At 38.7% G+C, this 12869-nt stretch carries 12 protein-coding genes and 1 other annotated feature; all 12 genes read right to left on the bottom strand.

Translation table 11 applies throughout. The features are described from left to right. Positions 1-64: 64 nt before the first annotated feature. The gene (locus tag KBU52_RS00835; protein ID WP_254724003.1) at positions 65-499 is read right to left on the bottom strand and encodes a hypothetical protein; all 435 of its coding nucleotides are present in this window, start codon (positions 497-499) and stop codon (positions 65-67) included. Between the two features lie 209 nt (positions 500-708). Next, positions 709-1089 (bottom strand): VOC family protein, encoded by a 381-nt coding sequence (locus KBU52_RS00830; protein WP_004253875.1) that lies wholly within the window; start codon positions 1087-1089, stop codon positions 709-711. A gap of 56 nt (positions 1090-1145) precedes the next feature. Next, the gene (rplT, locus tag KBU52_RS00825; RefSeq protein ID WP_000124834.1) at positions 1146-1505 is read right to left on the bottom strand and encodes a 50S ribosomal protein L20; all 360 of its coding nucleotides are present in this window, start codon (positions 1503-1505) and stop codon (positions 1146-1148) included. Between the two features lie 49 nt (positions 1506-1554). Continuing rightward, entirely contained in the window at positions 1555-1755 is a 201-nt protein-coding gene (rpmI, locus tag KBU52_RS00820; protein ID WP_001125942.1) for a 50S ribosomal protein L35, read from the bottom strand. A gap of 33 nt (positions 1756-1788) precedes the next feature. Continuing rightward, positions 1789-2319, bottom strand: a complete 531-nt coding sequence (infC, locus tag KBU52_RS00815; protein WP_004253871.1) for a translation initiation factor IF-3 — start codon at positions 2317-2319, stop codon at positions 1789-1791. A 15-nt stretch (positions 2320-2334) separates the two neighbouring features. After that, positions 2335-2465: a sequence feature (ribosomal protein L20 leader region), on the bottom strand. Between the two features lie 88 nt (positions 2466-2553). Further along, the gene (gene pgdA / locus KBU52_RS00810) at positions 2554-3948 is read right to left on the bottom strand and encodes a peptidoglycan-N-acetylglucosamine deacetylase PgdA (RefSeq protein WP_254724002.1); all 1395 of its coding nucleotides are present in this window, start codon (positions 3946-3948) and stop codon (positions 2554-2556) included. Positions 3949-4063: 115 nt separating this feature from the next. Beyond that, on the bottom strand, positions 4064-5791 hold the full coding sequence (ezrA, locus tag KBU52_RS00805; RefSeq protein ID WP_254724001.1) for a septation ring formation regulator EzrA: 1728 nt from the start codon (positions 5789-5791) through the stop codon (positions 4064-4066). An 80-nt stretch (positions 5792-5871) separates the two neighbouring features. Continuing rightward, positions 5872-7818: a DNA topoisomerase (ATP-hydrolyzing) subunit B gene (gene gyrB / locus KBU52_RS00800; RefSeq protein ID WP_036757694.1), complete on the bottom strand. Its 1947-nt coding sequence runs from the start codon at positions 7816-7818 to the stop codon at positions 5872-5874. Between the two features lie 14 nt (positions 7819-7832). Further along, positions 7833-8396, bottom strand: a complete 564-nt coding sequence (locus KBU52_RS00795) for an HAD family hydrolase (protein WP_281137405.1) — start codon at positions 8394-8396, stop codon at positions 7833-7835. 110 nt (positions 8397-8506) lie between these two features. Continuing rightward, the gene (locus tag KBU52_RS00790) at positions 8507-9055 is read right to left on the bottom strand and encodes a DJ-1 family glyoxalase III (protein WP_254723999.1); all 549 of its coding nucleotides are present in this window, start codon (positions 9053-9055) and stop codon (positions 8507-8509) included. 10 nt (positions 9056-9065) lie between these two features. Then, positions 9066-10289 (bottom strand): FtsW/RodA/SpoVE family cell cycle protein, encoded by a 1224-nt coding sequence (locus KBU52_RS00785; RefSeq protein WP_254723998.1) that lies wholly within the window; start codon positions 10287-10289, stop codon positions 9066-9068. A gap of 33 nt (positions 10290-10322) precedes the next feature. Then, a complete protein-coding gene (locus KBU52_RS00780; protein WP_254723997.1) occupies positions 10323-12773 on the bottom strand; it encodes a bifunctional DnaQ family exonuclease/ATP-dependent helicase in 2451 nt (816 codons plus the stop codon). Between the last annotated feature and the right edge of the window lie 96 nt (positions 12774-12869).

Below are 12869 nucleotides of genomic sequence, written 5' to 3'. Positions count from 1 at the left end.
TAAAAAGCTACGGCTTTATGATATGAAATAAGTTCGAAGAAGAGTTGCGCCTAGCTTTTTTAACTTATTTACTTGTATCTTTCGTTAAAAATATCCCGATTAAAACTAGAACTAGGGAGAGAAAAGGAAAAATCCTAAAAATCTGCCAATCCGGGTCGAATGCTAAAAGTCCGGAAAGTAAATAAAATCCTGCACTCGCATACAAGAAATTTCTATTTACTTTCTTGATTCCTATCTGTGTTAAGACAGTTGCTATAGCGTAAGCAATTAAATTAGGACCTAGAAAAATCAAGAATACAATTCCCCATGGACCAGCAAATAAAGCAAGAGATATAAATAGAAGAATATAGGTAAGTGCCAAATAAAATGAGAAAGATAGAAGAGCCGAAGGTTTCTTGACTGCTTTTGGACCATTCTTCATATCTTCCACCGAATTATTTTCTACAATTAGTTTATCTTCTTCTTTGTTTAGTTCTACATTTGGATTTTGGTCTGACATTTTTTTCTCCCACTAATTTGTTTAATTATTTTTATTATATCCCAATTTGTTACATTAAGCTAGATAGAAAAAGCCATCTATATTAGTCTCAGATAAACGCTAACATTTATCTGAAAAGAACTAACATAAATGACCTACACTCCTCCCTATCAAGTTTTTCTGAGTTAGGTGAAATGGTCTAACTCAATTTGACAAATGAGGAGTTTTTATTATTTTTCACGAATCACTTCTACCTTGTATCCATCTGGATCTTTAACAAAGTAATAGTTTGGTTGTGTTCCTGGAAGTCCATTTGGATTTGTCACTTCGTAACCCTTGTCGCTATGTTCTTTATGAAGAGCCTCAAGGTCAGGTGTGCTTAGAGCGATGTGAGCAAAACCGTCACCTACAACATAAGGTCCATGATCATAGTTGTAAGTCAACTCCAATTCATAATCATCGCCATCAAGACCTAGATAAACAATGGTAAAAGCGTGTTCTGGGAAGTCCAGACGACGCAATTCCTTAAATCCAAAAGCATCTTGATAAAAAGCAATTGATTTTTCAAGATTTTCTACTCGCAAGCAAGTGTGTAACATTTTTGAAGCCATTTTTTCTCCTTTGTTTAAAAAAGACTGGGACAAATTTGCACCAGTCTTCTGAATAATTATTTACCAAGTTTTGCTTTAGCAGCATCTGCAAGAGCTGTGAAAGCTGCTGCATCGTTAACAGCCAAGTCAGCAAGCATTTTACGGTTTACTTCGATCTCAGCCAATTTCAAACCATGCATCAATTGTGAGTATGAAAGTCCGTTCATACGAGCTGCCGCATTGATACGTGTGATCCACAATTTGCGGAAGTCACGTTTCTTTTGACGACGGTCACGGTATGCATAGTAGTAAGAGTTCATTACTTGTTCTTTTGCAGTACGGAACAAGATGTGTTTAGCTCCATAGTAACCTTTTGCTAATTTTAAAATACGTTTACGACGTTTGCGTGATACAACGCCACCTTTAACACGTGCCATTTATATTTCCTCCAATATTTCCTAGAATTGTTAACTTACAAATACGCGATTATTTCAAGCGAGTAAGCATTGCTTTGATACGTTTGAAATCTCCTGAATGCACCATAGATGCTTTACGAAGATGACGACGTTGTTTCTTAGTTTTTCCGTGGAAACGGTGAGAAGTGTAAGCACGGAAACGTTTAAGTCCACCAGAACCTGTACGTTTGAAACGTTTAGCTGATGCGCGGTGTGTTTTTTGTTTTGGCATGATATTTTCTCCTTTTTTTAACTTTCTGACAGATTATTTCTTGTCAGTTGCTGGGGCCAACTGCATGAACATTTGACGACCATCCATTTTAGCACGTTGTTCGATGATAGCAATATCTTGAGTTGCTTCAGCGAAATCGGCTAAAACTTTTGCTCCAATCTCTTTATGGGTAATCATACGACCCTTAAAGCGAATGGAAACCTTCACTTTGTTCCCTTTTTCAAGGAACTTGCGAGCACTGCGAAGTTTCGTATCGAAATCACCCTTATCAATAACTGGGCTCAATCGAACTTCTTTCACGGTCACAACGCTTTGTTTTTTGCGTTGCTCTTTTTGTTTCTTCTGGTACTCAAATTTGAACTTACCGTAGTCCATAATTTTCGCAACAGGAGGTTTAGCTTGAGGTTGAATGAGAACCAAGTCCACATTAGCGTCGTCCGCAAGTGCTTGCGCTTCACCAAGTGGTTTGATACCCAATTGTTCGCCCTCAAGACCGATTAAGCGAACTTCACGTACACGAATTTCATCATTGATGAATAAGTCTTGCTTTGCTATGGTTTTCACCTCTTTTTTTATTTTAGAGAAAAACAAGAGCGGACTTGCTAACGCAAATCCGCTCTACATGATTATAGTTCATTTCTGAAACTTGATCTGTAGGGGCCAGACAACGTTAGTCGCAAGGCGAGAAGTTCTCACTTCTGCTTTTCTCATCTTGTATATGATATCAAGTTTTTCCCTACTTGTCAAGATAAAAATAATCTTTTTTAATTTTTTTCTAATATTTGAATTTAATTTCAACTATTGGTTACGAGAATAGTATATCTCATGTGGTTTTACATGATTCCCTAGTAACTCAGAGACTGTAACAAAGCTATACCCTTGTCCCTGCAAATATTCAATAACTTTTGGTAGTGAATTTACTGACGTCTGGTGAATATCATGCATCAATATAATAGAACCATCAGTCGTCTGACGTTGAATTTCTGTTAAAATAGCAGCTTCGTTTTTACTCTTCCAGTCTAAGCTATCGACATCCCACATAATAAAGCTCAAATCGAGACTATTACGGATATCATCTGAGATGGCACCGTATGGTGGGCGCATCAATTTTGAACTCTTTCCGAGAACACTAGTGATTGCTGATTCTGTATCCGTAATTTGTTTCTTAGCATCTTCTAATGAGAGTTGTGTTAAAACTGGATGGTTCCAACTATGATTTCCGACTTCATGCCCCTCAGCCTGCATACGTTTGAGGATAGCTTCATTACCTGCAATATTTTTCCCTTGGACAAAGAAGGTTGCTTTGATTTTGTACTTAGCTAAGATATCCAAGGCTTGTGGTGTTGTATTACCATCAGGACCATCATCAAAGGTAAGAGCTACCACTTTTTTATGTTTTTCCGCTTGAACTTTTTTATAAAGTTCAGCATCTTTTTCTGTTAGATAGGATGTTTGAATATAATCAAAGAAATCTGAAATAGGCATTGCTATTTCTTCTACATTAGTCATTGCTTTGACTGGATATAGAACCAATTGACTATCTTTGTAAGCAAACTTCCAGCTTGACAATTCTGCAGCTGAGAAATCAGCTAAAACTTGGTCAACAACTGATTGATCTACTTTTTTATCTTGGAGAGTTGACTTAACTCCCTCAAGGACTTTTTCTTTGGCTGTGGATGGGTCTGTAAAGAATTGATCCAAGGTAAAGATAGAGCCATCCTCTTTCAGATACAGCTGGTCTAAAGTAGTATTTTCTAATTCAACGACATTAGAATTTGCCAAGTCATAGGCCTGTTTTTTAATCAAACGATTTTCAACCCCAGTTAAAGAGGAATCCCCTTTTTCTGAGTAATAAAAAATCAACTGTTCTTTACCTTCTACTTTGTCAGTGATATCTTTTACGATGATATCTTTGACAGAGGAAATAAGGCTGTCTCCAACTAGTGGATAATAGGTGATAATTTCAGATTTCTCTTTGCGGAAATGCTCTTTTTGACTTCCTTGGGAGTAGGCTTCATCTTTTTCCTTCTTGAGACTCTCAATCTTCTGTTCAAAGGCTTGTTTATTCAACACTTTATAGGCAACCACACCACCGAGTGCTATCATTGTGAAAAACAAAAGCAAGACAAGAATGCCAAGTTTTTTATTGTTTTTCTTCTTTACTTTATTCTGGGGTAATCTCTTTTTTGTCATAGTCTTATCATATCAAATATGAACTATAATTTCAATGAAAACATGGCAGAAAAAGATTTAAAATAGGTAAAGAAAAGTAAAAGAACCCTAGAAAAATCTAAGATTCTTTTATAAATTAGAAACGAATACTTTCTCTTGTTTTTTCATAAGAAGTAACGAAGCGATTGGTAACACCAGGCTCAGCAACTTCTAATGCTTGAGAGATTTTTTCGAAAGATGCTTGGTAATCAAATGTTGTTTCAAAGATATTCAAAGCTTCTTGGAAAGCTTGTTGAATACGATCATCAAATGATCTATAACGGTTCGAATATTGAAGCAATTGTTCTGTCAAAGTTGCATTTTGAACGATACTGTATGTTTCTTCTTCCAACATATTCATATCATTTGTCGCAATCTCAAGGATGCGATTCACAGATTCGATATTCACTTGCGCTTGTTCCAACTCAGCCATCAAGTCTTCTGTACTGTGACTTGCATCAAAGAAGAGTTTCAAGAATTTTTGTGGAATTCCTGGAAGATTTCTCTTCTCCATGTAGCGTTTAATCGTATGCAGACGGTTGACATATACATTTGCTTTTTGACGAGCATTGATGTCATCTTTTTCAATTTTAACGAGACGTTCACTAACACCGATTTGGTTATCTTCAATATCTTTTAATGTAGATTGGAGATTTTCCAAACGTTCTTGTAAGACAGAATATGCTTCTGAAACTTCTGACTCTGCATGAGTCATTTCTTCAATAGTAGCATTCAAGGCTGAGATATCAGCTTGAAGACGACGAACTCGATTCACATCGCTTTCTGAAATCAAATAGGTTTTCCCAAGACGTTCGATATCTTTAACTAGTACCTGATTGTTTTCTTTCAAGTGTTTAAGATAGGTAGGAAGGGTAGTTACCAATTTCTCAAAAGCTTTATGGGCTGCAATTTCACGAGTGAAAATATCATAAAGTGCATTGATTTCTTCTTGGATTTGAGTGTTTTCATACTCTGCATTATCCAACTCCAATGTACGGATATTTTCGTGATTATTCTTCAAGGCTTCATAGAGAAGTTGAAGACGAGATTCGATATCAGTTTCTACAAAATGGTAGTTTTCATCTAAAAGCTTGCGGTAACCAGCTTCTAAATCTTCAAGTTGTTCTGGCAATTCAGTAGTAAGCTTAGTGACAATCGCTGGAATTCTTTCAACGATATGTGTCAAAGCTAAAATATGATTTTCAGCGTTATCTAAAATGCCTGCTGCTTCAACCGGATCTCCCGATGAATTCAAGGTTACAAATTGAGAAAACTCAGATTGGATGTTCTCCAATTGTTTTTCAATTTCTGGAAGAGCTTGACCATATTTTTCAGGATCTTCAGCTACAGTGTTTTGTAGTTTCTCAAATAAATCTAGGGCATGCAGAACACGTCCACTATTTTTTGACTCTTGTTTTTCCAACTCAGACAAGGCATTACGAATTGCTGCAATATCTTCTTCAACAAGTTGGATTTGACTTTCAATTTGATCTATCTGGTGCTTAGCTTTCAAGAAACGGAATGAGTTATTGTATCCTTCAGCTTCAAAGAGATTATTCTCAATATCTGCAAAAGAGTTAAGAGACAAATCTACCCATTTTTGGTTCCATTCTCTAAAAGCAACCTGACTTTGACCAATCAGATGCATGTTTTTTACAACCTCTACCTCATCATTAACAGGAAGGTTATATAGTTCTTCTTTTTTTTCTTCTAAAGCTACAAGTCTACTCTCATTTCGTTTACGTAGCAAAATTGCTACTGCAAAAGCAATAAGAAGCAGGACTGCAATTCCAATCAAAGTAATAATCAACTGATTATTTGACATATCAAACTCCTTTTATACATGACACAATTATAATGATTATATCATATTTTTCAAACCTTGGGAACTATTTCTCAATTTTTTTATACGTCAAGAGTACTGTAAACAGCGTTTTCTTCGATAAATTCTCGACGTGGTTCAACTCGATCACCCATGAGCATATCAAAAATCTTATCTGCTTCTGCTGCGTCATCTACTGATACACGAGCCATAAGGCGATGTTCAGGATTCATGGTAGTTTCCCAAAGTTGGTGGTCATCCATCTCCCCAAGACCTTTATAACGTTGAATAGTTGGTTTAGAACGACCTTCGCTGTAGCGAGCTAGGGCTTCTTGTAGGCGGATTTCTTGGTCTGCGCCAGGTTGAATATATTCTTTAATCTCACTACCAACTTTGACACCGTAAATTGGTGGTTGAGCGATATAAACATAACCAGCCTCTAGAACGGGTTTCATATAACGATAAATCAGAGTTAACAAGAGAGTACGAATATGGGCTCCATCGACATCAGCATCTGTCATGATAACCAGTTTTTGATAGCGAGCTTTGCTAACATCGAACTCAGCGCCAAATCCTGTTCCCATAGCTGTGAAAAGACTGCGAATCTCCTCATTAGCAAGGATTTTATCCATAGTTGCCTTTTCAACGTTAAGGATTTTACCACGAATTGGTAAGATGGCTTGGAACTCACGATTACGTCCTGATTTTGCAGAACCTCCTGCAGAGTCTCCTTCGACGATGAAAAGTTCAGTTTCAGCTGGATTGTTTGATGAACAGTCCGCTAATTTTCCTGGAAGATTTGAAATTTCTAAACCAGATTTCTTACGTGTAACTTCACGCGCACGCTTGGCAGCAACACGCGCTTTGGCAGCCAAAATTCCTTTTTCAACGATGCGCTTAGCAATCTGTGGATTTTCCAAAAGGAAGTCAGAAAATGCATCGCTGAAGAGGCGATTGGTAATCTTCACAACTTCACTATTTCCAAGTTTGGTCTTAGTTTGTCCTTCAAACTGAGGGTTTGGATGCTTCACAGAGATAACGGCTGTCAATCCTTCACGGACATCCTCACCTGTTAGGTTATCTTCGTTATCTTTTAGAAGTTTGTTTTTACGAGCATAGTCATTGATAACACGAGTTAAGGCTGTACGGAAACCTTGCTCATGTGTTCCACCTTCATGGGTATGAATATTGTTGGCGAAACTCATGACATTCTCGTGGTAACCCGTTGTGTACTGCATCGCTACTTCCACTGTAATATCATCCATCTCACCATCTGTGTAGATTGGTGTATCAAAGATAACATCCTTGTTTTCGTTGATGTACTCAACGTAGCTCGCAATCCCACCTTCGTAGTGATAATGCTTGGTTTGTTCAAGTCCTTCACGTTTGTCAGTAATAGAAATTTGAAGCCCGCGGTTCAAAAAGGCTAACTCTTGAATCCGTTTATTTAATTTATCAAAATCAAATGTCGTTGTCTCTGTAAAAATTTCTGGGTCTGGAGTAAAGTGAACGATTGTTCCTGTTTTATCCGTATCCCCGATCACCTCAAGGTCTGCAACAACATGTCCACGACGGTATTCTTGGTAGTGAATCTTTCCATTTTTATGAACGCGAACATCCAACTGAGTAGAAAGAGCATTTACAACTGATGACCCTACACCATGGAGTCCACCAGATACTTTGTATCCGCCACCACCGAATTTACCTCCAGCGTGAAGAACAGTAAAGACTGTTTCAACGGCAGGACGTCCTGTTTTCTCTTGGATATCAACAGGAATTCCACGACCATCATCGACAACAGTAATGGAATCATCCGGTTCAATAAAGACCTCGATATGACTAGCGAATCCCGCCAAGGCTTCGTCGATAGAGTTATCTACGATTTCCCAGACTAGATGGTGAAGACCTTCTTTGGCAGTTGATCCAATATACATCCCTGGACGCATACGAACTGCTTCCAAACCTTCCAAAACTTGAATTTGACTGGCATCATAATCTTGTGCCTGTTGGTTTTTAATATCTTCTGTCATTTTTCCCCTTTTTCTTACATGTCTATTGCTTGTTTTAAGGACACAACATCCTCAAAGAGATAGGCATCTAAGCCTGCAGCATGTCCTGCTTCTACATCAATGGCACGGTCACCAATGACTAGACCTGACGTTATATGATACTTATCACGTAAATAAATCATCGATTCAGGATCAGGTTTGCGTTTAAAACCTGAACTAGCCGTCACTACTTCTGTAAAGTAAGGAGCTATCTCAGTTTTCGCTAGAATCTCCAATACCTGATCGTTTCGATGAGAAACCAAGAAGTTACGGCCACCTTGGTCCGAAATTTCTTCCAAGAGAGCCGGGATCCCATCAAACAAAACTGGGTGTTCCAGCTCACGGGCTTCATTTTCCTTATATTTTTCAAGAAAGTTTTCAATACCTGGAGCATACTTTTCGATGGCAAAGGCAGTCGAAACCTTCAAAGCCTCGTAAACACTATCGTGTTCCTGCTCAATCCCGAACTCTGCTAATGTTTCTACAAAAGCTGCTGTAGAAGTTTCATAATTATCTAGCAGGGTTCCGCCTAAATCCCAGATGTAATCGTGATATTTCATACCCTTCATTATACCATTTTTTTATAAAAAAAGCGATGTTTACCTTGGTTTTTGCCATTAAAAAAGAGAAGAATCTCCTCCATCAAGAAAGAATCTCCTCCGTTTGTTCATTATTTTTCAAATAGGTCTGTGTAGAGCATGCCATTTCTTAGAGACTCAGCATCTCCACCCAGTGTTTCAACCAAGTGGTAAGCAAAGGCTAAAGCTGTTGCTGGCCCACGACTAGTGATAACATTCCCATCCACTACGACTGTTTCTTTGTGGTAGTGACCGTCAGCAATTTGTTCTTGTACTCCATCATAGCAGGTGAAGTTTCTTCCTTCTAGGAGACCAGCTCGATTCAAAGCAATTGGAGCAGCACAGATGGCTGCCACCTTTTTACCAATTTTCTCAAATTTTTGAAGTTCAGAGATTAATTGTTCATTGTCCCGCAAGTGGGCAGCACCAGGCATACCTCCTGGAAGTACAATCATGTCATACTCTGATAAATCACCGTCAAACACTCGATCAGCTTGAACTTGAATAGCATGTGAACCTGTCACTTTATCTTCAAATCCTACCATATGGCAGGTGATATTTGCACGGCGCATGACATCTACGACCGTCAAGGCTTCGATTTCTTCGAAGCCGTTTGCTAGGATAACTGCAACTTTAGGCATAGCAACCTCCTTATTTCACTTTTTTCAACACAACTTTTTTACGTTTGAATCTTGTTCGACCACTCTTTTCATCAGCCAAATGGGTTTGGTAGCTCATTGATAACAGCAAACCGACACCAATTAGATTACTGATAATAGCGGATCCCCCTTGGGAAATAAAGGGCAAAGGAATCCCTGTTAGAGGAAGAAGACCTGTAACCGCACCAATATTTTCAAAGATATGGAACAAGAGCATCATGATAAATCCAGTTGAGATATAGGTATAAAATTGATTATTGGATTTTAGGGTAATCTTTAACATGCGATAGATGAGTAGTAGATAGAGTGCAACCACAACAACTGAACCAATAAATCCAAAATCTTCCGCAATTACTGTGAAAATCATGTCACTCTCGCGGACTGGAATAAGGAGATTAGACACATTAAATCCTTGGCCAAAGATACCACCACTACCAATCGCGATTTGACCCTGTGCCTGTTGATAGGTAGTCGTTTGGGCATAATCAAAGGGATTGAGCCAGGCAAGTATACGATTTATCTGATAAGTTGGCATCCCAATTTGGTGCATAAAGGCACGCCCGTCTTTTGTGATAAAGATTGTTAGGAAGCCTGCAATCGCGGACACAACTGCTACAAAAATTGGAATAATAATCTTCCAAGAAACACCAGACAATAAGACAAGTCCTGCAAAGATTGCAACAAAAACCATAGCTGTTCCAAGGTCACTTTGCAAGGCTAGTAAAACCATAACTGGCATCGTGAAAACGATCATCCACAAAATCAATAGAAAATCTAGGCCAATCGTTCGTTCTTTGTCTTTATGTTTCTTGGTAAAGGTTACGATAACGTATGCCAACATCAAAATATAGGATATCTTCATGAATTCGGAAGGTTGAAAGAGTGTATAACCACCGATTGACACCCAGTTTTTCGCACCAGTTGCAGCTACTAAACTCGGGTTGTAGAAGACTAAAGGCAAGACCATCAAGGCTAGACCGAGTCCATATAAATAAGGTGTGGACTGCCAGAGAAATTTTGTGTTAAAAAACATGACTATGAAGCTAAAAACAATCCCTAGCGATATCCAAGCCAGTTGTTGTCCAAGTATGGGCCAAACATTGTTTGGGTAGTCATGACTAACTGCTATATAAATAGCTACAACTCCAATCACCAACAAACAAAATACTGGTAATATTAAACTATAATCGACCCTAGAGTCGAGAGAACGTTTCATAAAAGGCCTCCTTCATTCTTTCAGGTATTCATTTCATTGTTTATTTAAAAATTCTTGAACTTTTGAGAATACTTGCTCTCGGCTAATGACTCTAACACGATTGCTTCGAGCCAAAGACTTGCTGATTTGCTTACCATAGCGTTTACTTGCCATGCGGCTATCTAGAATCAGAACTGCAGAGCGTTGCCCCACTCGACGCATGGTTCGTCCAATCGCTTGCTTGAGGCGAATAATAGCCATAGGAAGCTGATAATCGTAAAAAGGATTCTTCCCTTCCAAACGAAGTTCTTGATTCATCTTTTTAGTAAAGGGATCTTCTGGATTTTGGAAAGATAATCGAGTCACCACTTCAATCACTCGAGGATGTCTTGAAAAATCGACACCTTCCCAAAAACTTCCCGCCCCAAGCAAGAGCTCACGCTCGCCTCTTTCAAAGCGTTTTTTCAATTGGGCAGGTTCACCGTGCTTATACTGGGCCAGATGGGGAACCCTCAAAGCATCTGAAACTTGCAACAATAAATCTTTTGCAGTAAATAAGACTAGAATGGGTTCTTCAAGCTGGAATAATTCTTCTAGAACTTCTACAATTGCCTGTGCATATTCCTCGGATGAAATTTCTGTCACCAACGGAAAATCATTCACCAACAAGATTTCCTGATTTTCCTGAAACTGTTCGTCCATGCAGTAAAAGGCCGCTTGAGGAAAACCTAACAATTCTGGTAAAGAAACCCTACTACTAATTTCAAGGGTTGCAGAGATTCCTAAAAGTTGACAGGATTCTGGGAAAATCTGAGAAAAGAGCAAACGATGATTGCGACTAGAAGTGATTTCAACCTTCTTACTAGACACATCTGAAGTCGATAACCAAAATTCTCCCTCAGATGTAAAAAATCTCTGATAGTCTTTAAATTCTGGCAAGTTCAACTCAGAAAAATCTTGGCGGAGCTTGTCAATGCTACTAGCTGGGCACATCTTCCGTTTACCAGATAGAAACTGATCGAGTAGGTAAGAAACTTCAAAACGAATACTTTCTAGCAAGCGTCTTTGAAGCATACCTTCTTCCCTCAATAGAGCTTGATCTAGTTGCTCCACCAAATCTGTTAGCAAATAAGATTTTCGAGAAAGATTTTCCAATGTCAACAAGATTTTCTGGGCTTCATCTAAAATCAAGAGACGCCCTTCTAAGAGACTAGGATCATCTTCAAGTCGAGTAACGAGGTAAGCATGATTGGTCACAAGCAACTTGCAAGAACGAGCCTTGTCCTGACCTCGTTTCCAAAAATCCTCTAGCCAAAAGAGAGAGTCTTTGTGAAGGTTGCCATCATGAACCAAGTTCGGTAAAAACTGCTGGTAGCGATATCGCTGACCAATTTCGTCTAAATCTCCTGTATCTGTCTCTGTCAACCAAACTAGAAGTTGCATCTTGAAACGAGTATACAAACGATTGGACTCTTCTTCCTCTAGCGCTGCATGAAAGGCATCTAGCTTCAAGTAATTCTGAGGACCTTTAAGACTATGAATAGAGATATGGAAAATCTCTTCTAGTTTTTTAGCCTCCTCTTGCATCACCTGATTTTGAAGGATTTTAGTCGGAACACTGAGTAGGATTCCCCCTTCATTCTCAAGTGACAAGGCCGGTAGCAGGTAACCATAGGTTTTCCCGATTCCTGTTTGAGCCTGAATAAAGGAAATGGCTTCCCCTTGTATAAACTCTTGAACCTTTTGGGCAAATTCTTCTTGTTGACTTCTCTCTTCCAAACCTAGCAAGGCAATATTAGTTTGGAAATCTTTTGAGAGTTTGCGTGGAGAAAGGACTGGCTTTTCTTTTCTCAAAAATAAACCTTGCACTTCTACCAAATCATGCTCAACGAGGAGAGACTGCTTCTGATAAACTTCCTCGATGACTAGGTAAGATTCATAGAGTAAGCTGTCTGATAAACTCAATAAGCGCTCCAACAACCCTTTTGGCAGTCCAAACATCTTTTGTCTCATACAAAGAAAGAGTTCTGCTGTTGCTTGGGCATCAGATAGGGCTGAATGGGCTTGCTCTAGAGGAATCCCCAACTCTTGGCAAAGAATGCCGAGATTATACTTCTCAAGCTGAGGGTAAAATATTTGAGCCAACTCCACTGTATCGATACGAGGCGTGCGCAATTCATAACCCTCAAAAAAGAGGAATTCTGCCAATAAGTTAGCATCAAACTGAACATTGTGCGCAACAAAAACACCGTCTTTGACCAGTTCAAAAATCTTTCCAGCCACCTGAGAAAACTCTGGAGCCTTTGCCAAACGTTTATCAGTCAAACCCGTTAATTCTTTGATATGAGAATCCAAGCGTTCATGAGGGTTGACATCAGTAGCATACTGTTCAACAATCTCACCATCTTCAATGACTACAATTCCCACTTGGATGATTTTTGCCTTACTTCCAGTACTTGTAGCTTCTAAATCTACAACCACGTACCGATTATTTTTAAAATTCATCACTAAAAATTATATCAAAATTTGCACCATTTGACACCCCTGAACTTTATTTGAAGAGTCAAGTTTCTTGCAAGATTCGAAAAAAAATGATTGAAT

Source organism: Streptococcus sp. 9.1(2021), from assembly GCF_030466425.1.
In the GTDB taxonomy this organism is placed as follows: Bacteria; Bacillota; Bacilli; order Lactobacillales; family Streptococcaceae; genus Streptococcus; species Streptococcus wuxiensis.
This window is presented reverse-complemented; position numbering and strand designations above follow the sequence as displayed.

Excerpts from the sequence above, each read along its gene's own strand:
- KBU52_RS00785 (WP_254723998.1), bottom strand. The coding sequence starts at position 10,289 with ATGAAACGTTCTCTCGACTCTAGGGTCGATTATAGTTTAATATTACCA.
- ezrA (WP_254724001.1), bottom strand. The coding sequence starts at position 5,791 with ATGTCAAATAATCAGTTGATTATTACTTTGATTGGAATTGCAGTCCTG.
- rplT (WP_000124834.1), bottom strand. The coding sequence starts at position 1,505 with ATGGCACGTGTTAAAGGTGGCGTTGTATCACGCAAACGTCGTAAACGT.
- gyrB (WP_036757694.1), bottom strand. The coding sequence starts at position 7,818 with ATGACAGAAGATATTAAAAACCAACAGGCACAAGATTATGATGCCAGT.
- KBU52_RS00830 (WP_004253875.1), bottom strand. The coding sequence starts at position 1,089 with ATGGCTTCAAAAATGTTACACACTTGCTTGCGAGTAGAAAATCTTGAA.
- rpmI (WP_001125942.1), bottom strand. The coding sequence starts at position 1,755 with ATGCCAAAACAAAAAACACACCGCGCATCAGCTAAACGTTTCAAACGT.
- pgdA (WP_254724002.1), bottom strand. The coding sequence starts at position 3,948 with ATGACAAAAAAGAGATTACCCCAGAATAAAGTAAAGAAGAAAAACAAT.
- KBU52_RS00795 (WP_281137405.1), bottom strand. The coding sequence starts at position 8,396 with ATGAAATATCACGATTACATCTGGGATTTAGGCGGAACCCTGCTAGAT.
- KBU52_RS00780 (WP_254723997.1), bottom strand. The coding sequence starts at position 12,773 with ATGAATTTTAAAAATAATCGGTACGTGGTTGTAGATTTAGAAGCTACA.
- KBU52_RS00790 (WP_254723999.1), bottom strand. The coding sequence starts at position 9,055 with ATGCCTAAAGTTGCAGTTATCCTAGCAAACGGCTTCGAAGAAATCGAA.
- KBU52_RS00835 (WP_254724003.1), bottom strand. The coding sequence starts at position 499 with ATGTCAGACCAAAATCCAAATGTAGAACTAAACAAAGAAGAAGATAAA.